Raw genomic sequence first — 19,444 nt, 5'->3', positions numbered from 1 at the left:
TCGATGTCGCTCGCCGCCGCGGCGTACCAGACCTCCACCGGCGAGGCCGTGCAGTTCTGGGTGCTGGGCACCGTCGCCGTGATCGGCGCGCTCGGCACCGTCCTGATGAAGAAGTCGGTGCACAGCGCGCTGTCGCTGGCCGGCACGATGATCGTCCTCGCGGTGTTCTACCTCGCGCAGGGCGCGTACTTCCTCGGCGTGGTGCAGATCGTCGTCTACACCGGCGCGATCATGATGCTCTTCCTCTTCGTCGTCATGCTGGTCGGCATCACCGCCGCCGACTCGCTGAAGGAGACACTCAAGGGGCAGCGCTGGATGGCCGCGCTGTGCGGCCTCGGCTTCGGCATCCTGCTGATCGCCGGGATCGCCAACGCCTCGCTGCACAGCTTCGCCGGCACCGGCCAGGCCAACGCGGCCGACGGCGGCAACGTCCAGGGCCTGGCCCACCTGGTGTTCACCAAGTACGTGTGGGCGTTCGAGATCACCGGCGCCCTGCTGATCACCGCCGCGATCGGCGCGATGGTGCTCACCCACCGCGAGCGGACCGAGGAGCGGCTCACCCAGCGCGAGCAGGCCGAGGCCCGGGTGCGCGAGGGCAAGCAGGTCACCCCGCTGCCGGCGCCGGGCACCTACGCCCGGCACAACGCGGTGGACGTACCGGCACTGCTGCCCGACGGTTCGATCTCGGAGCTGTCGGTCAGTTCCACGCTCCGCGAGCGCGGCCAGATCCGCGACGTGTCGCGGGACGCGATGCGGCGGCTGGCCGAACTGGACCAGCGTTCCGACGAGTGGCTGGAACGCGCTCCGGAACAGCCCGAGTTGGAGCACGACGGCGAGCGGGCACCGGCCTCCGCCGAGGAGGGTGCCAAGTGAACCCGGCCAACTACCTGTACCTGGCGGCACTGCTGTTCACCATCGGCGCGGCCGGAGTGCTCATCCGGCGCAACGCGATCGTCGTGTTCATGTGCGTGGAGCTGATGCTGAACGCCTGCAACCTGGCGTTCGTCACCTTCTCCCGGTTGCACGGCAACCTCGACGGTCAGGTCATCGCGTTCTTCACGATGGTCGTGGCCGCCGCCGAAGTCGTGGTGGGCCTGGCGATCATCGTGTCGATCTACCGAACCCGCCACTCGGCCTCGGTCGACGACGCGAACCTGATGAAGCTGTAAGGGGCTGCGAGACGTGGAAACCCTGATCGGACTGCTCGTCGCGGCACCACTGCTCGGTGCGGGCGTCCTGCTCACCGGCGGCCGCCGGTTCGACCGCACCGGCCATCTGCTGGGCACGCTGTTCGCGCTGCTGTCCTTCGTGTTCGGCATGGTGCTCTTCGTCAACATGCTCGGCAAGAACGCCGACGACCGGGCCCTGCACTCGCACCTGTTCACCTGGGTGCCGGTGGAGGGCTTCCAGGCGCAGGTCGGCTTCCAGCTCGACCAGCTGTCGATGACGTTCGTGCTGCTGATCACCGGTGTGGGCACGCTGATCCACATCTACTCGATCGGCTACATGGAGCACGACGAGCGCCGCCGCCGCTTCTTCGGCTACCTCAACCTGTTCCTGGCGGCGATGCTGCTGCTGGTGCTCGCCGACAACTACCTGCTGCTGTACGCGGGCTGGGAGGGCGTCGGCCTGGCGTCCTACCTGCTGATCGGCTTCTGGCAGCACAAGCCGAGCGCGGCGACCGCGGCGAAGAAGGCGTTCCTGGTCAACCGGGTCGGCGACATGGGGCTGTCCATCGGCATCATGCTGATGTTCACCACCTTCGGGTCGTTCGCCTTCTCCAACGTGCTGCCGAGGGCCGCGCAGGCGGCCGGCACCCAGCACGCGACGATCACCGGCATCGGTTTCATGCTGCTGCTGGCCGCCTGCGGCAAGTCCGCGCAGGTGCCGCTCCAGTCCTGGCTCGGCGACGCGATGGAGGGCCCGACCCCGGTCTCGGCCCTGATCCACGCCGCGACGATGGTGACCGCCGGCGTCTACCTGATCGTCCGTTCCGGGGCGATCTTCAACGCGGCGCCCGACGCGCAGACCGCGGTGGTCACCGTCGGCGCGGTCACGCTGCTGTTCGGTGCGATCGTCGGTTGCGCCAAGGACGACATCAAGAAGGCGCTGGCCGGCTCCACGATGTCGCAGATCGGCTACATGATCATGGCGGCCGGGCTCGGCCCGATCGGCTACGTGTTCGCGATCATGCACCTGGTCACGCACGGCTTCTTCAAGGCGGGGCTGTTCCTCGGCGCCGGCTCGGTGATGCACGGCATGAACGACGAGGTGGACATGCGCCGCTACGGCGGCCTGCGGAAGTTCATGCCGATCACCTTCGTCACGTTCGGCCTGGGCTACCTGGCCATCATCGGCTTCCCGGGGCTGTCCGGCTTCTTCTCCAAGGACAAGATCATCGAGGCGGCGTACGCCAAGGGCGGCACCGAGGGCTGGATCCTCGGCAGCGCGGCCCTGCTGGGCGCCGCGATCACCGCGTTCTACATGACGCGGGTGATGCTGATGACGTTCTTCGGCGAGAAGCGCTGGGTCCCCGACGCCGAGGGCCACGAGCCGCACCCGCACGAGTCCCCGAAGTCGATGACCGTCCCGATGATCATCCTGGCGTTCGGATCGGTCTTCGCCGGCGGGCTGTTCAGCATCAACTCCTCGTTCGTGAAGTGGCTGGAGCCCGTCACCGGGCACAGCGAGGGCAACTCGCCGGTCAGTACCGGCACCGTCACCGCCGCCACCATGGTCTGCCTGGTGATCGGCGTCGGCATCGCCTGGCTGATGTACGGGCGCAGGTCCGTGCCGGCCGTCGCGCCGCGCGGCAGCCTGGTCACCCGGGCGGCCCGCCGCGACCTGCTCCAGGACGACTTCAACCACGTGGTGCTGGTCCGGGGCGGCGAGCACCTGACCCGCTCGCTGGTCTACCTCGACCACTCCCTGGTCGACGGTGTCGTCAACGGCTCGGCCGCCTCCGTCGGCGGCCTGTCCGGGCGGCTCCGCCGGCTCCAGAACGGCTACGTCAGGTCGTACGCCGTCTCCATGCTCGGCGGTACCGCGGTGGTGGTCGCCGCGACCCTTCTCATGAGGGCGGTCTGATAGCTCATGTCGTTTCCTCTGCTGACCGCCACTGCGGCACTGCCCGCGGTCGGCGCCATCGCCACCGCGGCCGTGCCCGCCGCGCGAAGGGTCGCCGCCAAGTACACGGCGCTGGCCTTCTCGCTCGGCACGCTGGTGCTCGCGATCATCGCGATGGTGCGCTTCGATCCCGGCGGTGCCCGCTACCAGCTCACCGAGTCGCACACCTGGGTGAAGAACTTCGGGCTCCACTACGACCTGGGCGTCGACGGCATCGCCGTCGTCATGGTGGCGCTGACCGCACTGCTGATCCCCTTCGTGATGCTGGCCGGATGGCATGACGCCGACCCCCTCGAGGGGCCCGACCCGAACCGGCGCTGGCGGCCCACCCAGGGCTTCTTCGCGCTGATCCTGCTGGTCGAGGCGATGGTGGTGCTGTCCTTCGAGGCCACCGACGTCTTCCTCTTCTACATCTTCTTCGAAGCCATGCTGATCCCGATGTACTTCCTCATCGGCGGCTTCGGCGACCGCGCGCACCCGGGCGGCGAGGAGGAGGCGGCCCGCCAGCGGTCATACGCGGCGGTGAAGTTCCTGCTGTACAACCTGGTCGGCGGGCTCATCATGCTGGCCGCGATCATCGGCCTGTACGCCGCGACGGCCAGGCAACTGGGCACCGGGACCTTCTCGTTGCAGCAGATCCTGGACGCCCGCGCCTCCGGGCAGTTCAAGCTGGGCACCGACACCGAACGGTGGCTGTTCCTCGGCTTCTTCTTCGCCTTCGCGGTGAAGGCGCCGTTGTGGCCGCTGCACACCTGGCTGCCGAACGCGATGGGGGAGGCCACCTCGCCGGTGGCGGTCCTGATCACCGCGGTGGTCGACAAGGTCGGCACCTTCGCGATGCTGCGCTTCTGCCTCCAGCTCTTCCCGGAGGCGTCGAAGTGGGCCACGCCGGTGATCCTGGTGCTCGCGCTGATCAGCATCATCTACGGCGCCCTGCTCGCGGTCGGCCAGCGCGACATCAAGCGGCTGATCGCCTACGCGTCCGTGTCGCACTTCGGCTTCATCATCCTGGGCATCTTCGCGATGACCAGCCAGGGCGAGTCCGGCGCGACGTTGTACATGGTCAACCACGGCATCTCCACGGCCGCCCTCATGCTGGTCGCCGGATTCCTGATCACCCGGCGCGGCTCGCGGATCATCGCCGACTTCGGCGGGGTGCAGAAGGTCGCGCCGGTGCTGGCCGGCACCTTCATGATCGGCGGTCTGGCCACGCTGTCGCTCCCCGGGCTCGCACCGTTCGTCAGCGAGTTCCTGGTGCTGGTGGGCACGTTCAGCCGCTACCCGGTGCTCGGCATCATCGCCACCCTCGGCATCGTGCTCGCGGCGCTGTACGTCCTGGTGCTCTACCAGCGGACCATGACCGGTCCGGTCAAGGCGGGCATCGAGGGCATGGCCGACCTCAAGGTGCGTGAAGTGGTCGTCGTGGCACCGCTGATCGCGCTGCTGCTCTTCCTCGGCGTGTACCCGAAGCCGGTGGCGGACATCGTCAACCCGTCGGTCAAGCACACGCTCTCCGACGTGCACAAGACCGACCCCAAGCCCGCGCTGGAGGCGAAGAAGTGAGCGCCGCACTGCATACGGGACCCGCTGTCCACAGCATGTGGACGAGCGCCGCGTCCACCACGGACCGCTTCCCCACCCCGCACATCGAGTACGCGCAGCTCTCACCGGTGCTGATCGTCTTCGGTGTGGCGATGGTGGGCGTGCTCGCCGAGGCGTTCGTGCCCCGCCGGTCCCGCTACACCGCGCAGGTGGTGCTGGCCATCGTCGGCCTGGCCGCCGCGTTCGCCGCCGTGGTGGCGCTCGCCGAGAAGGGCTACGGCACCACCAAGGCGCACATCGCGGCCATGGGCGCGGTCGCCGTGGACGGCCCGGCGCTCTTCCTCCAGGGCACGATCCTGCTGGTCGCCCTGGTGGCGGTGTTCACCTTCGCCGAGCGCAGGTTGGACCCGATGGCGCACGGGCAGCACGTCGACTCCTTCGCCGCCCAGGGCTCCGCGGTGCCCGGCGGCGACCAGGAGAAGGCCGCGGTCCGGGCCGGGTTCACCACCACCGAGGTCTTCCCGCTGCTGCTCTTCGCGGTCGGCGGCATGCTCATCTTCCCGGCCGCGAACGACCTGCTGACGCTCTTCGTCGCGCTGGAGGTCTTCTCGCTGCCGCTGTACATCCTGTGCGCGCTGGCCCGCCGCAACCGGCTGATGTCGCAGGAAGCCGCCGTGAAGTACTTCCTGCTCGGCGCCTTCTCGTCGGCGTTCCTGCTCTTCGGCATCGCGCTGCTGTACGGCTACGCGGGCTCCGTGTCGTACTCCGGGATCTCCTCGGTGATCGACGGCACCGCCAAGATCACCCCGGCGCTCGCCGACACCACCGGCAACGACGCGCTGCTGCTGATCGGCATCGCGATGGTCACGGTCGGCCTGCTGTTCAAGGTCGGCGCGGTGCCCTTCCACATGTGGACGCCGGACGTCTACCAGGGCGCGCCCACCCCGGTCACCGGGTTCATGGCCGCCGCCACGAAGGTCGCCGCGTTCGGCGCCCTGCTGCGGCTGCTGTACGTGGTGCTGCCCGGGATGCGCTGGGACTGGCGGCCGGTGATGTGGGGCGTGGCCATCGCCACCATGATCGCCGGTGCGGTGATCGCGGTGACCCAGACCGACGTGAAGCGGCTGCTGGCCTACTCCTCGGTCGCGCACGCGGGCTTCATCCTGGCCGGTGTGATCGCCACCGACAAGGACGGCGTGTCCTCGGTGCTCTTCTACCTCGCCGCCTACTCGTTCGTGACCCTCGGCGCCTTCGCGGTCGTCACGCTGGTCCGTGACGCCGGCGGGGAGGCCACCCACCTCTCCCGCTGGGCCGGCCTCGGCCGCCGCTCGCCGCTGGTCGCGGCGGTCTTCGCGGTCTTCCTGCTGGCCTTCGCCGGTATCCCGCTGACCTCCGGCTTCGCCGGGAAGTTCGCGGTCTTCAAGGCCGCGGCGCAGGGCGGTGCGATGCCCCTGGTGATCGTCGGTGTGATCTCCTCGGCGATCGCGGCCTTCTTCTACATCCGCGTCATCGTGCTGATGTTCTTCAGCGAGCCCAAGGCCGACGGCCCCTCGGTCGCCGTGCCCTCCCCGCTCACCTCGACCGCCATCGCCGTGGGCGTCGCGGTCACCCTCGTGCTGGGCCTGGCCCCCCAGTACTTCCTCGACCTGGCCGACAAGGCGGGCGTGTTCGTCCGCTAGCAGGGACGGAAACGGAGGGGCCCGGGGTGCGTACCCCGGGCCCCTTCCCGTGCGTGCGGGGCGGGGCACCGGCCGCGGTGCCGCTCGCGCCGCCCGATCGCCCCGCCGGCCGGTCCTCGCGCCACCCCGGCCCCCGGCGCTACCCCGCCGGTGTTTCCTTGGTCCCCAGATCCGCCGCCGTCAGCGGTGTGCCGGCCGGCACACCGGGGCGCGGGCGGGCCACCGGCGGGTCCGCCCCGATCCGCTCGCAAGTCAGCGCGGAGACCAGCACGGCCTCGTCGAGGGCTGCGGCCAGGTCCCCCGTCGAGGCGCCCGCCAGCGGTTCGGGGGCGTGCAGCCCGCGGCGGACCAGCGCGCTGAGCAGCCCCGCGGTGAAGGCGTCGCCCGCGCCCACCGTGTCGGCCACGGCGGCCTTGCGGCCGGGGCGGTCGAGCGCGCTGCCGTCCGCGCGGAAGGCGTGCGCGCCGTCGGGGCCGTCGGTGACGACGACCAGTCGCGCGCCCAACTCGGTCCAGCGCAGACCCGCCTGGCGGACGCCGCCGGGGTAGAGCCACTCCACGTCCTCGCGGCTTGCCTTCACCAGATGCGCGGTGGCCACCGAGCGCTCGACCATGGACCGTGCCCGGGCGCGGTCGGGCATGAGGCTGGGCCGGACGTTCGGGTCGTAGCTGACGAGCGCCTCGCCGCGGTCGCGTACGGAGGTCACCGCGGCGTGGATGTACCCGTCGCCGGGCGGGATCCAGGAGGCGAGGGAGCCGAAGTGGAGCACGGACGTGCGGTCCGGGACCCGGGCGGCCTCGGCGGCGGTCCACTGCCAGTCGGCGGTCCCCTGGCCGTAGAAGTCGTAGCTGGCCCGCGCCTCGGTGTCCAGGGAGACCGCGGCCAGCGTGGTCGCCTCGTGGGCGTGGGCCGCGCGGGACAGGTCGATCCCCTCGGCCTCGGCGTGCTCCCGCAGCAGCCGGCCGAAGGCGTTGTCAGCCAGTCGTGCCATCAGCGCGGTGTGCCGGCCCAGCCGCGCCAGCCCGACCGCGACGTTGAACGGGCTGCCACCGGGCCTGGCCTGGAAGTCGCACGGCCCGCCGTTGGCCACCAGATCGATCAGGGCCTCGCCGATCACCGTGACCAGCGGTTCGTCCTCCCCGGGCGCGCCGTCAGTCACCGGACGGCTCCCCGCGCCGGATCTCGCCCGAGCCGCGGGTGATCAGGCGGGTGGGCAGCACGGTGGTGGCCGGCGGCGACTGGTCGCCGTCCAGCCGCCGGAACAACGTCTCCGCGGCGATCCGGCCGATGCCCTCCACGTCCTGGGCGATGACCGAGATCCCCGGCCGGAGCATGTCCGCCAGCGGGAAGTCGTCGAACCCCACCATCGCCACCCGGTCCTGGAGGCCCAACTCCCGCAGCGCGCGGCTGCATCCGATGGTGACGACGTTCTGGCTGGTGAACAGCGCGGTGGGCGGGTCCGGCAGCGCGAGCACCTCGCGGGTGGCGTCGATGGCCGCCTGCTCGGTGACCAGGCCCTGGCGTACGAGGGCCTCGTCGACGGGGAGTTGGGCCAGTTCCAGGGCGTGGGTGTACCCGTCGTACCGCTGGGCGGCGGTGGAGATCGACGCGAGGTCCCCGAGGTAGGCGATCCGCCGGTGGCCGCCGGCCAGCAGGTGGTCGACCGCGGTGATCGCGCTGGCGCGGTTGTCCGAGACCACCGCGTCCGCGTCCAGCAGTTTCGGCTCGCGGTCGACGAAGACCAGTGCCGTCCCCGCGTTCTGCTCGCTGATCAGGTAGCTCTGGTCGCGGCCCGAGGGCACGATCACCAGCCCGTCGACGCGCCGGTCGATCAGCGTGTGGGCCAGCGCCCGTTCGCGGGCCGGGTCCTCGTCCAGGCTGCCGATCAGCAGCAGCACGCCCCTCTGCCGCGCGACGTTCTCGACGGTACGGATCAGCGCCGAGGAGTACGGGTTGGCCGCGTCCTCCACGAGCATGCCGACGCTGGCGGTGCGGCCGTCGCCCCGACGCAGGCTGCTGGCAGTGAGGTTGGGCCGGTAGCCGAGCCTCTCGGCCGCCGCCCGCACGCGTGCGGCCAGCGCCGGATCGACCGTGCTCACCCCGTTGACCACGCGCGACACGGTCTTGGGGGCCACCCCGGCCAGCAGCGCGACTTCGCGCATGGTGGGGCGGCCCGGCCTTTTCGGCGGCTCAGAGTTGTCCTGAGGCATCGTTGTCTCCCACGGGGGCTGCGTTACAGACTCGTTGCTTTCGCACTTCGAACAGCATCTTGACGCACTTTCGCACAACCGCCAGTCTGACGTCGAGACCACGTTGTCTCAGAGTCGGGTCGCGATTGGTTACAGAAGGGTTATCGAGATGAACGTCTCCCCATCCGGCGTGACCGCGGCCTCTCGCCGCGCGCGCGGTTCCCGTCTCGCGGCGGCCGGTCTGACGGTCTGTCTGGCGGCGGCGCTCGCGGCCTGCGGGTCCAACGGCGGCTCGTCCTCCGGGTCCTCGGGATCGTCGGGGTCCTCCGCCGGCAGCAACTCCGGCGCGAAGGTCGGAGTGTCCCTGATCGTCAAGACGCTCACCAACCCGTACTTCGTGTCGATGGAGAAGGACGCCAAGGCCGCCGCCGCCAAGGACAACGTGAAGCTGACGGTCGCGGCCGGCAGCAGCGACGGCGACACCCAGAGCCAGATCAGCGCCATCGACAACGCGATCGCCCGCGGCGACAAGGGCATCCTCATCACGACCAACGGGGACGCCGTCAACACGGCGCTGCGGCAGGCCAAGCAGGCCGGGCTGTTCGTGATCGCGCTGGACACGGCGACCAACCCCACCAGCGTCGCCGACATCACCTACGCCACCGACAACACCGCCGCCGGCAAGCTCGACGGGCAGTACGCCGCGGCGGCGCTGGCCGGCAAGCCCGCGGTCGTCGCGATGCTCGACCTGTTCAACAACCAGGTCGTGTCGGTCGACATCGACCGCGACCACGGCTTCCTCGAAGGAATGGGCATCGACCCGGGCAGCACCACCCAGAACGCCAAGGAAGCCAAGTCCGGCCAGTACAAGGGGGTTGCCGGTGGTCCCGGCGGCTCCTACAGCATCGCCTGCCACCAGCCGACCCAGGGCGCGATCAACGGTGGGCGCACCGCGATGGAGAACTGCCTGTCGGCCCATCCGGACATCAACGTCGTGTACGCGATCAACGAGCCCGCCGCGCAGGGCGCTTACAACGCGCTCAAGGCCGCGGGCAAGGCCGGCAAGGTCGCGGTCTACGCGATCGACGGCAGCTGCAGCGGCCTCAAGCTCGTGAGCAGTGGGGAGTTCGCCACGGACGCCGTCCAGTACCCGGGCAAGATGGCCTCGCTGGGCGTCGACTCCATCGCGAAGCTGGCCCGCGGCGGCTCCAAGCCGAGCGTCACCCAGGGCAAGACCTTCTACGACACCGGCACCGCGCTGGTCGCCGCGAAGCCGCTCAACGGGGTGACCGTCCAGTCCCCGACGCAGGCCGCTTCCGCCTGCTGGGGCAGCTAGACCACCACACGGAGCGCGCGACCGGGCCCGGCGGGCCCGGCCCCGCGTCCTGACCTGCCCTCCAAGACCGGAGGCGCCGGCGGGCGCCACTCGACCCGACCCCCGCCGGCGCCTCCACCACCATGCCACCGCCTGCCGCCGTCCTGCGGCGGGCGGCGAAGGGACCGCAGATGACCACCGACGTGGGCAGTGAATCCACCCCGCAGTTGGCGGAGGACCTCCTCAAACGGCCGGCCGGCCCGGGCCAGCGCGTGCACGCCGTCCTGCACCGCCAGCCGGCGCTGAGCCCGGCGATCGTCCTGATCCTCGCGGGGGTGGCCTTCACCCTCCTGAACAGTCGCTTCTACCACCTCCAGAACCTCTCGCTGATCGCCCAGCAGGTGGCCGTCGTGGGGTCGCTCGCCGTCGGCCAGACCCTCGTGATCCTCACCGCGGGCATCGACCTGTCGGTCGGCGCGGTCATGGTGCTCTCGTCGCTGGTGATGTCGAAGCTGGTCTTCGACCACGGCGTCCCCGGTGTGCTGGCGCTGCTGGCCGGTGCGGTGCTCGCGGTCGCCGCGCAGACGCTCAACGGGCTGCTGGTGACGCGGATCAAACTGCCGCCGTTCATCGTCACCCTGGGCACGCTCAGCATCTTCACCGCGGTGACGCTCATCTACGCCAAGGGCCAGACGGTGTCCCTGCAACCCGGCGGCTTCCTGCTGTGGAGCGCGGACACCGTCTCCATCGGCTCGCTCCACCTCACCAACGGCGTGCTGCTGATGATCGCCCTGTACGTGGTCATGGGCTTCGCGCTGCGCTACACCGCCTGGGGCCGTCACCTCTATGCAGTGGGCGACGACGCCGAAGCCGCCCGCCTGGCCGGTATCTCCGTCAACCGGGTGCTGCTGAGCGCCTACATGGTGGCCGGCCTGGCCATCGCGGTGGCGGCCTGGATCCTCGTCGGCCGGGTGGGCGGCGGTGACCCCAACAGCGGTCTGAACGCCAACCTGGAGTCCATCACGGCGGTGGTCATCGGCGGTACCAGCCTGTTCGGCGGGCGCGGAGCCGTCGTCGGCTCGCTGATCGGCGCGGTCATCGTCCAGGTCTTCGACAACGGCCTGGCGCTGGCCGGGTTCGACCCGAACTACCAAGTCCTGTCGGTGGGCGTGCTGGTGATCGCTGCCGTGTCCGTCGACCAGTGGATCAGGAGCGTGAAGGCATGACGGCGCCCGTGCTGGAGGCCAGGGGCCTGGTCAAACTCTTCGGCCGGGTCGTCGGGCTGAACGACGTCGGCCTGAGCGTCGCCGGCGGCGAGGTGCTGGCCGTCATCGGCGACAACGGCGCCGGCAAGTCCACGCTGATCAAGTGCCTGTCGGGCGCGCTGGTGCCGGACCGGGGCGAGATCCTCGTCGACGGCGTCCCGGTCCACTTCAAGCGTCCGCAGGACGCCCGCGAGGCCGGGATCGAGACCGTCTACCAGACCCTCGCGGTCGCCCCCGCGCTCGACATCGCCAGCAACCTCTTCCTCGCCCGGGAGATCCGCCGCAAGGGCCCGCTCGGCTCGGTACTGCGGATGCTCGACACCCGCGAGATGAAGCGGCAGGCCGCCGAGCACATCCAGCGGCTCGGCATCACCACGCTGCAGAACATCGGGCAGGCGGTGGAGACGCTGTCCGGCGGGCAGCGCCAGGCCGTGGCGGTGGCGCGGGCCGGCGCGTTCGGCGGCAAGGTGGTCATCCTCGACGAGCCGACCGCGGCCCTGGGCGTGCGCGAGAGCGCCCAGGTGCTCAAGCTCGTCAGGGACCTGCGCGACCAGGGCCTGGCCGTCATCCTCATCAGCCACAACATGCCCCATGTCTTCGAGGTCGCCGACCGCATCCACATCCAGCGGCTGGGCGGCTGCGCGGGCGTCATCACCCCCGCGTCGCACTCGATGGAAGACGCGGTGGCCGTCATGACCGGCGCCAAGACCCTCACGAGCGCCTCCGGATCGTGAGCGACCGGGCCCGGCAGCCGTCTGCCGCGGCCCCGCCGGCACCACACCCTTACCGACCGCCCCTTGGGAGCACTTCCATGGTCGACAGTACGTTCCCTCCTGCGCCCGCGTCGTCCGCGGCCACACCCTCCGATCCCGCTCCGCGCCCCCAGGAAGGTTCGCTGACGTCACCTCTCGCGAACCGGCGCACCTTCCTGACCGGCGCCGCCGCGGTGACCGCCCTGACCTTCCTGCCCGCCGCCCTGCGCGGCTCGCAGGCGTACGCCGACAGCCCCGCCGACTATCCCGAGTACCCGTACCCGACCACGAAGATCGGCGCCTACGACGAGTACTACCGCGGCCAGTTCCACTTCAGCTCGCGCATCGGCTGGATGAACGACATCAACGGCCCGCTGTACTACCGGGGCACTTACCACATGTTCTACCAGCACAACCCGCACGGGCTGGTCTGGGACACCATGCACTGGGGGCACGCGACCAGTCCCGACCTGGTGCACTGGACGCAGCAGGCCGTCGCGCTCGAACCGGGCGTGCAGCCCGGCAACCTGTGGTCGGGCGCGGGCGTCGTCGACAAGCACAACGTCACCGGCCTCAAGAAGGGCCCCGACGACCCGATCGTGGTGTTCACCGGCACCGGCGGGGTGCTGATGGACTACAGCACCGACGGCGCGCGGACCTTCACGTCCTACGGCAACGGACGCGTCGTCGCGGCGCCGCCCGCCGCCAGCACCGACAGCCGCGACCCCAAGGTGCTGTGGGACGAGGCCCACCAGAAGTGGGTGATGGTGTTCTGGTCGAACGAAGGCGGCAACGGCTACGACATCTACACCTCCACCAACCTGCTGGACTGGACGTACGCCAGCAGGCTCACCGCCGACTGGCTCTTCGAGTGCCCGGACATGTACCCGATGCGGGTCGACGGTGGCTCCACCGTCAAGTGGGTGATCAACGCGGCCAGTACGAAGTACGTCGTCGGCGACTTCGACGGGACGCATTTCACCACCGACTGGACCGCCCCCCAGCAGATGGACGTGGGACGCAACGCCTACGCCGGTCAGGTCTTCAACGACATGCCCGACGGCCGGATCGTGCAGATGGCCTGGCAGCAGGGCAACTTCGGCACCGTCTGGACCGGCAACGCCACCTTCCCGGCCGAGTTGCGCCTGGTCACCACCCCCGCGGGGCTGCGCGTCACCCGGCAGCCGATCGCCGAGATCGCGTCGCTGCGCACCGGCGGCCGGACCTGGTCCGACCGGATGATCAGCGCCGACCCGGCCGGCAACCCGCTGGCCGGGATCTCGGCCGACGGCTACGAGGTCATCGCCGAGTTCGACACCACCAGCGCCTCCGCCACCTCCTTCGGCGTGAGGGTGCACACCTACGCCGACGGCACCGGCAACGCCGACGTCGTCTACGACCTGACCCGGCAGACCCTGATGGGTACCGCCATGCCCCCGGTGAACGGCCGGGTGAAGATCCGGGTGCTCGTCGACCGCGGCCAGCTGGAGGTGTTCGGCAACGACGGCCTCTTCTCCTCCAGCAACAACCTCGACTTCGACCCGGCCCTCGCCGCCCGGGGCATAGCCGTCCACGCCGAAGGCGGCCGGGTGCGGCTGGTCTCGCTCCAGTTCCACGAACTGCGCCGCGCCTGGCCCGACTTCATCCCGACCACCAACCCGGGCAGCAACATCGCCGGCCCCTGGCAGGCGCACGGTGGGACGTGGAAGGACCTCGCCGACGGGAACAAGGCCACCGCCCACGGCCAGGGCTTCTACCTCGGTGCCCAGAGCGGCACCGACTTCCGCTACGAGGCGGACGTCAGCCTGGACGGGGCGGCCGCGGCCGGCCTCACCTTCCGCGCCGACGCCACGGCGCGGCACCACTACACCGCCACCCTCGACGCCGCGCAGGGCGGCCAGGTCACGCTGTGGCGCCCGGGCGCCGTCCTGGCCACGCACACCGCCCGGATCGACCCGAAGAAGTCCCACCATCTGGCCGTGACCGCCGTCGGGCCGCACCTCCAGGTGTTCCTCGACGGCGCCCCGGCCCCGGTCATCGACGTCACCGACACCACCTACGGCAGCGGCCTGTTCGGCCTCAACGTGCAGGACGGCGCCGCCACGCTGCGCAACGCCAACGCCGGGCTGCTCAGCGACCTCACCGGCGACTGGCAGCTGCTCGACGGCTCGATCTGGACCGACACTCCGGCGGGCCGGCGGGGCTGGGCCACCGCCGACGGCTTCCTGCTCAACAGCGCCACCGGTTCGGACTTCAGCTACGAGGCGGACCTGTCGCTGGGCAGTGCCGTGGCGATCGGCCTGACCTTCCGGGCCGACGCCACGGCGAGCGGACACTACACGGCGAACATCAACACCAGCGGCGGCGGCCAGATCAAGCTGTGGCGGCCGGGCCTGGACATCGCCACCCACAGCACGCCCATCACGCCCGGCCAGACCTACCACCTGAAGGTCGTCGCCGAGGGGGCGCGGCTGCGGGTCTTCCTCGGCGACGACCCGAATCCCGTCATCGACGCGCTCGACTCCACCTACGGCAGCGGCCGGTTCGGCATCAACGTCTTCAGCGGCGCCGCCACCTTCCAGCAGGCGGAGCTGACCCAGGGCCGGCCGCCGGCCTTCACCACCAACCTGGCCGGTCCGTGGCACACCGTCAGCGGTGCGTGGGCCGCCACGGCGGACGGGCAGCAGGGCGCGGCCCCCGGCGACGGGTTCTCGCTGTCGAGCAGCAGCGGCACGGACTTCCGCTACGAGGCGGACCTGTCGCTGGGCAGTGCGGCCGCCGCGGGCCTGACCTTCCGGGCGGACGCCACGGCGAGCGCGCACTACACGGCGAACATCAACACCAGCGGCGGCGGCCAGATCAAGCTGTGGCGGCCCGGCCAGGACATCGCGACCTACGCCACCCCCGTGGACCCGCAGAAGTCCTACCACCTGAAGGTCGTCACCAGCGGACCGCGCATCCAGGTCTTCCTGGGCGACGGCACGGCCCCGGTCATCGACGTCACCGACACCACCTACGGCAGCGGCCTGCTCGGGCTGAACGTCTACGACGGCGCGATGACCGCGCAGAACGCCGAGGTGCACTGACCCGGATCCTCGCCGCGGCCCCCGATCCCGTCCGGGGCCGCGGCAACCGGCGCCTCGCGTGACCGGGTTGCCGGCGGGTGCTCAGCCGGCCAGCGCCCAGCCGAGCAGGGCGGTGTGGGGGAGGGACAGTGATCCGTCCGGGGTGCGGAACTCCGCGGACAGGAGGTCGTAGTGCCGCCGCACCTCCTCGACGTCGTGCGGCGGCAGGCTCTGCAGGATCTGGCCGATCGAGGCCACCCCGGCGGCCGGGCCGGACCACCAGACCTCCGGGTCGACCACGTGGTTCCAGCGCAGGGTCGCGCAGCGGGCACCGGCCAGCCCGGCGGCCGTCAGCAGCCCGGCCAGGCCCTCCTCGGTGCGGGCGAAGTCGTCCTCGGCGGCGAGGGCCGGTATGGAGGGCGGGCGGGAGACGCCGGCCGCTTCCAGCGCCCGGCCCAGCAGCGCCTGCCCGGGGGAGCGCGGCGCGGGCCAGATCGTCACCGCGACGCGGCCGCCGGGCCCGGCCAGCCGGCGCAGGTCGGCCAGCGCCGCGGCGGGCCGTCCCACGTGGTTGACCACGAAGTTCGCCACCACCGCGTCGAACTCGCCGTCCTCGTACGGCAGTCCGGGCAGCACCCCGAGCCGTACCTCCGCGGCGGGCACCGCCCGGGCCGCCCGCTCGACCATGCTCGGCTCGGCGTCCACCGCGGCCACCTCCGCGCCCCGCCGCACCGCCTCGGCGGCGGCGGCGCCGGGTCCGGTGCCGACGTCCAGCACCCGCACCCCGGCGCCCACGCCGGCCGCGTCGAGCAGTTCGGGCACGGTGTGCGCGCACAGCATCCCGAAGCTCCGCGCGTACGCCGCCGCGCGCCCGGACCACGCCTCGCGTTCGAACGCGTCGAAGTCCCCCACCGCACACCTCCGTGCCGTACCGGCCATCCCTCGGAACTTGCAGGCGATCACTCTAGGGCAGCGCGGGGACACCTCCGTCCACCCGGATCCGGCGGGCCAACTCACCGACTCCGCCCCGGCGTTCGCCCTTCGCCAGGGGAACCGCCGGGGCGGGGTCGGGAGCGGTCGGGAGGGGCCTTCGAGGACCGTTCTCCGGTCCTCGGCCGAGCCGGCGGCCCTAGTTCGGGACCGCCAGCAGGAGGGCGAAGCGGTCGGCCGGATCGGTCCACCAGTGGCGGACCGTGAAGCCGCCGTCGTGGAGCTCTGCGGTGAGGGAGTCGCGGCGGAACTTGCAGGACAGCTCGGTGCGGATGTCCTCGCCCGCGGCCAGGTCGAGGGAGAGGTCCAGGTCGGGGATCTTGACGGTCTGGGCGGTGCGGGAGCGCAGGTGCATCTCGATCCGCTCCTGCTCGGTGTTCCACACCGCCACGTGCTCGAAGGCATCGGGTACGAAGTTCGCGCCCAGTTCGCGGTTGAGGACGTGCAGCACGTTCTTGTCGAACTCGGCGGTGACCCCGGCCGCGTCGTCGTACGCCCGGACCAGGACCGCGGGGTCCTTGACCAGGTCGGCGCCGAGCAGCAGCATGTCGTCGCTGCTGAGACTGTGCGCCAGGGTGCGGTAGAAGGCGGCGCGCTGCGGCCGGTCGAAGTTGCCGATGGTGCTGCCGAGGAAGGCCAGCAGGCGGGGGCCCGGCTCGTCGGAGAGCGGGATGCCGGACTCGAAGTCGGCGACCGTCGCGGAGACGGTCAGCCCCGGGTAGTCGGCGCAGATCGCGCGCCCGGCCTCCTCGAGGGCGGAGGCGCTGACGTCCAGGGGCGCGTAGCGGCGCAGGGTGCCGCCCGCGGTGAGCGCGTCGAGCAGCAGGCGGGTCTTGCGGGAGGAGCCGGACCCCAGCTCGATCAGGGTGGCCGCGCCGGTGGCCTCGGCGATCTCCGGCGCCCGGCGGACCAGGATCTCCTGCTCGGCGCGGGTCGGGTAGTACTCGGGCAGCTTGGTGATCTGCTCGAACAGGTCGCTGCCGCGCTTGTCGTAGAACCACTTCGGCGGCAGGGTGCGCGGGACGGCCGTGAGGCCGCCGGTCACGTCGGCGTGCAGCGTGGTGGTGAAGTAGTCGGCGGGCAGCCGGTCGTCGAGGGTGAAGCGGCTCGGATTCTCGGCGTTCATGAGGGGGGTGTCCTTGCGTTCGGGGCGCAGCGCGATGACGCGGACGCCGTCCGTGGTGGCCAGGAGCAGGGAACGGTCGGGGACCTCGCGCCACTCGCCGAGTGACTCCCCGACCGCGTCGTCCGGCTCGGACGCGACGACCACCGCGCCCGGGCGGAGCCGGTACCAGAGCGTGTCGCCCCACGCGCTGGCGGCGATGGTGCGGCCGTCGGTGAGCAGGAAGTTGAGCCGCGCGCTGGGGCGGGCCGCGGCGACCTCGCGGATCACCGCGGCCAGCGCGCCGCCGGGCGGCTCGCCGCGGCGCAGCCGGCCCGCGACCATCGCCCACAGCAGCGCGGAGTCCGAGTGCGCCTCCAGGGCGAGCAGTTCGGCCGGGCCGAGGCCGGTCGGCAGCCGGGTCCAGTCCGGCACGGCCCCGTTGTGGCTGAACAGCCAGCGGCCGTCCCGGAAGGGGGCCGCCGCCGACTCGTCGGGCGTGGTGCCCTCGGTGGCCGAGCGCACCGCGGCCAGGACCGCACCGCTGGCGATGGTCCGGGCCAGGTCGGCGAGGTTCGGGTCGGCCCACACCGGCAGCGCCCGGCGGTAGCGGGCCGGCAGCGGGAAGCCGGGGTCGCCCGCCCCGTCCCCGGGCCGACCGGCCCGCGCCGCCGGGGCGCCGTGCGGGCCGGCCGGCGTGCCACCGGGTGCGCCCGGCGACGGCAGCGCGATGGTCGGCTCCGGCGGGTACCAGCCGACCCCGAAGCCGTCGACGTTGACCGTGCCGTGCCGCTGCCTGCGCGGCTGCCAGGACTGCTCGTACAGCCCGCGCGGGGGCTCGACGAGCAGCCGGGCCAGCGGCACCGGAGGACCCAGGTACGCGAGGTGGCGGCACATCAGGCAGCCCCACCGCCCGCCGGAGTGCCGCTCGTGCCGTCGCGGTCCGGGTCGGCGTCCCTCGCGGTGCGGAAACCGGAGAAGATCTGCCGCCGGATCGGGTAGTCCCAGTTCCGGAAGGTGCCGCGGCAGGCCGCCGGGTCCACCCCGAAGGCGCCCCCGCGCAGCACCTTGTAGTCGGGGCCGAAGAACACCTCCGAGTACTCCCGGTAGGGGAAGGCGGCGAAGCCCGGGTAGGGGGAGAAGTCCGAGGACGTCCACTCCCACACGTCCCCGACCAGCTGCCGGGCGCCGCTGGGCGCCGCGCCCTCGGGGTAGCTGCCCGCCGGGGCGGGCTGCAGGTGGCGCTGGCCGAGGTTGGCGTGCTGCGGGCCGGGGTCGGCGTCACCCCAGGGGTAGCGGCGCGAGCGGCCGGTTTCCGGGTCGTGCCGCGCCGCCTTCTCCCACTCGGCCTCGGTCGGCAGCCGCCGCCCGGCCCAGCGGGCGAAGGCGTCGGCCTCGTACCAGCACACGTGCAGCACCGGCTCGTCGGCGGGCACCGGCTCCAGGTGGCCGAACCGGCGGCGTATCCAGCGGTCGCCGTCCCGGGACCAGAACAGCGGGGCCTCCAGCCCGGCCTCCTGGACGTGCCGCCAGCCCTCGGGCGTCCACCACGCCGGGTCGCGGTAGCCGCCGGCCGCGATGAAGTCGGCGTAGCGCCCGTTGGTGACCGGCACGGTGTCCAGCCAGAAGGGCGCCACCCCCACCTGGTGCGCGGGCAGTTCGTTGTCCAGGGCCCACGGCTCGGTACTGGTGCCCATGGTGAACGGCCCGCCGGGGACGAGGACCTCGCGCGGCAGCGTGGCGGCGTCCGCGGGCGCCGGCGGCGGCGCGGGGGCGTCCAGCACGGCCGGTCCCGACCGCAGCTGGTGGGTGGCGAGCATGGTCTCGCCGTGCTGCGCCTCGTGCTGCGCGAGCATCCCGAAGACGAAGCCGCCGGCCAGCAGCCGCTCGGGGTGGTCCGGGTCGATGTCGACGCCGGACAGCACGTCGAGGGTCTCGTCGCGTACCTGGGCGACGTAGCCGCGCGCCTCGGCCGGGCCGAGCAGCGGCAGCGCGGGGCGGTCGGCGCGCGGGTGCCGGAACGCGTCGTAGAGGTGGTCCAGGTCGGGCCGCACCCCGGTGCGGCGGCCCGCCTCGCGGACCAGCCACAGCTCCTCCTGGTTGCCGATGTGCGCCAGGTCCCACACCAGCGGGGACATCAGCCGGGAGTGCTGGGCGACGAGGTCGTCGTCGGTGACGGAGTCGGTGAGGACGCCGGTGCGGTGCCGCGCGGTCCGCAGCGCGGCCAGCGCGCGGGCGGCCGGGTCGGAGCCGGCGGTCGCCGTGCCGGCGGCGGCGCTGCCCGGCGCCGGGGCGTGCGGAGCGCCCGCCGGGTCCGAAGGTGCGTGAGGTGCTGCTGGTGCCGAAGATGCCGAGGGGACTGAAGTGGCCTGATTTTCGGCAGTGTTGTGGCGAGAGGTGCGTGGGTCAGTCACGACAA

General features: G+C 71.9%; 14 protein-coding genes and 1 pseudogene. 9 read left to right on the top strand and 6 right to left on the bottom strand.

All coding sequences use genetic code 11. From position 1 onward, the window contains the following. Positions 1-3: 3 nt before the first annotated feature. The 5 genes from C4U44_RS18975 to nuoN are packed head-to-tail and all read left to right on the top strand — an operon-like array spanning position 4 to position 6,347. Entirely contained in the window at positions 4-873 is an 870-nt protein-coding gene (locus C4U44_RS18975; protein ID WP_200823314.1) for an NADH-quinone oxidoreductase subunit J, read from the top strand. After that, the gene (gene nuoK, locus C4U44_RS18970; protein WP_103887016.1) at positions 870-1,169 is read left to right on the top strand and encodes an NADH-quinone oxidoreductase subunit NuoK; all 300 of its coding nucleotides are present in this window, start codon (positions 870-872) and stop codon (positions 1,167-1,169) included. The genes C4U44_RS18975 and nuoK overlap by 4 nt, the downstream gene beginning before the upstream one ends. 13 nt (positions 1,170-1,182) lie before the next feature. Beyond that, positions 1,183-3,087 (top strand): NADH-quinone oxidoreductase subunit L, encoded by a 1,905-nt coding sequence (nuoL, locus tag C4U44_RS18965; protein ID WP_103887015.1) that lies wholly within the window; start codon positions 1,183-1,185, stop codon positions 3,085-3,087. Positions 3,088-3,093: 6 nt separating this feature from the next. Then, complete coding sequence (locus tag C4U44_RS18960; protein WP_103887014.1) at positions 3,094-4,689, top strand: NADH-quinone oxidoreductase subunit M; 1,596 nt, start codon at positions 3,094-3,096, stop codon at positions 4,687-4,689. 35 nt (positions 4,690-4,724) lie between these two features. Beyond that, positions 4,725-6,347, top strand: a complete 1,623-nt coding sequence (nuoN, locus tag C4U44_RS18955) for an NADH-quinone oxidoreductase subunit NuoN (protein WP_103887013.1) — start codon at positions 4,725-4,727, stop codon at positions 6,345-6,347. Positions 6,348-6,486: 139 nt separating this feature from the next. Here nuoN and C4U44_RS18950 read toward each other — a convergent pair whose 3' ends face one another. Both C4U44_RS18950 and C4U44_RS18945 read right to left on the bottom strand, forming a co-directional pair. Next, complete coding sequence (locus C4U44_RS18950) at positions 6,487-7,506, bottom strand: carbohydrate kinase family protein (protein WP_235032177.1); 1,020 nt, start codon at positions 7,504-7,506, stop codon at positions 6,487-6,489. Next, complete coding sequence (locus C4U44_RS18945; RefSeq protein ID WP_200823309.1) at positions 7,499-8,557, bottom strand: LacI family DNA-binding transcriptional regulator; 1,059 nt, start codon at positions 8,555-8,557, stop codon at positions 7,499-7,501. The genes C4U44_RS18950 and C4U44_RS18945 overlap by 8 nt, the downstream gene beginning before the upstream one ends. Before the next feature lie 148 nt (positions 8,558-8,705). Between C4U44_RS18945 and C4U44_RS18940 the strand changes: the two genes are divergently transcribed. From C4U44_RS18940 to C4U44_RS18925, 4 genes are all read left to right on the top strand, one after another. Next, entirely contained in the window at positions 8,706-9,872 is a 1,167-nt protein-coding gene (locus C4U44_RS18940) for a substrate-binding domain-containing protein (RefSeq protein ID WP_103887011.1), read from the top strand. Positions 9,873-10,042: 170 nt separating this feature from the next. Next, entirely contained in the window at positions 10,043-11,077 is a 1,035-nt protein-coding gene (locus tag C4U44_RS18935; RefSeq protein WP_103887010.1) for an ABC transporter permease, read from the top strand. Then, complete coding sequence (locus tag C4U44_RS18930) at positions 11,074-11,850, top strand: ATP-binding cassette domain-containing protein (RefSeq protein WP_103887009.1); 777 nt, start codon at positions 11,074-11,076, stop codon at positions 11,848-11,850. The genes C4U44_RS18935 and C4U44_RS18930 overlap by 4 nt, the downstream gene beginning before the upstream one ends. A 77-nt stretch (positions 11,851-11,927) precedes the next feature. Next, positions 11,928-14,954: a glycoside hydrolase family 32 protein gene (locus C4U44_RS18925; protein ID WP_103887008.1), complete on the top strand. Its 3,027-nt coding sequence runs from the start codon at positions 11,928-11,930 to the stop codon at positions 14,952-14,954. An 81-nt stretch (positions 14,955-15,035) separates the two neighbouring features. On the opposite strand, the gene C4U44_RS18920 is transcribed toward C4U44_RS18925, so the two are convergent. The 4 genes and pseudogenes from C4U44_RS18920 to egtB form a co-directional block, all read right to left on the bottom strand. Continuing rightward, positions 15,036-15,845 (bottom strand): class I SAM-dependent methyltransferase, encoded by an 810-nt coding sequence (locus C4U44_RS18920; RefSeq protein ID WP_103887007.1) that lies wholly within the window; start codon positions 15,843-15,845, stop codon positions 15,036-15,038. Positions 15,846-16,062: 217 nt separating this feature from the next. Continuing rightward, complete coding sequence (egtD, locus tag C4U44_RS42580) at positions 16,063-17,049, bottom strand: L-histidine N(alpha)-methyltransferase (protein WP_235032195.1); 987 nt, start codon at positions 17,047-17,049, stop codon at positions 16,063-16,065. 114 nt (positions 17,050-17,163) lie between these two features. Next, positions 17,164-17,922: pseudogene (locus C4U44_RS42575) on the bottom strand (class II glutamine amidotransferase); the annotation flags it as partial. Continuing rightward, the gene (egtB, locus tag C4U44_RS18910) at positions 17,922-19,439 is read right to left on the bottom strand and encodes an ergothioneine biosynthesis protein EgtB (RefSeq protein WP_407642863.1); all 1,518 of its coding nucleotides are present in this window, start codon (positions 19,437-19,439) and stop codon (positions 17,922-17,924) included. The pseudogene C4U44_RS42575 and the gene egtB, both read right to left, overlap by 1 nt. Positions 19,440-19,444 lie beyond the last annotated feature (5 nt).

The organism is Actinacidiphila yanglinensis, from assembly GCF_900107965.1.
GTDB classification, from domain to species: Bacteria; Actinomycetota; Actinomycetes; order Streptomycetales; family Streptomycetaceae; genus Actinacidiphila; species Actinacidiphila yanglinensis.
This window is presented reverse-complemented; position numbering and strand designations above follow the sequence as displayed.

Bases quoted from the DNA above. Each gene is read 5' to 3' on its own strand.
- C4U44_RS18975 (WP_200823314.1), top strand. From the start codon at position 4: ATGTCGCTCGCCGCCGCGGCGTACCAGACCTCCACCGGCGAGGCCGTG.
- C4U44_RS18960 (WP_103887014.1), top strand. From the start codon at position 3,094: ATGTCGTTTCCTCTGCTGACCGCCACTGCGGCACTGCCCGCGGTCGGC.
- nuoN (WP_103887013.1), top strand. From the start codon at position 4,725: ATGTGGACGAGCGCCGCGTCCACCACGGACCGCTTCCCCACCCCGCAC.
- C4U44_RS18945 (WP_200823309.1), bottom strand. From the start codon at position 8,557: ATGCCTCAGGACAACTCTGAGCCGCCGAAAAGGCCGGGCCGCCCCACC.
- C4U44_RS18940 (WP_103887011.1), top strand. From the start codon at position 8,706: ATGAACGTCTCCCCATCCGGCGTGACCGCGGCCTCTCGCCGCGCGCGC.
- C4U44_RS18935 (WP_103887010.1), top strand. From the start codon at position 10,043: ATGACCACCGACGTGGGCAGTGAATCCACCCCGCAGTTGGCGGAGGAC.
- C4U44_RS18930 (WP_103887009.1), top strand. From the start codon at position 11,074: ATGACGGCGCCCGTGCTGGAGGCCAGGGGCCTGGTCAAACTCTTCGGC.
- C4U44_RS18925 (WP_103887008.1), top strand. From the start codon at position 11,928: ATGGTCGACAGTACGTTCCCTCCTGCGCCCGCGTCGTCCGCGGCCACA.
- egtD (WP_235032195.1), bottom strand. From the start codon at position 17,049: ATGAACGCCGAGAATCCGAGCCGCTTCACCCTCGACGACCGGCTGCCC.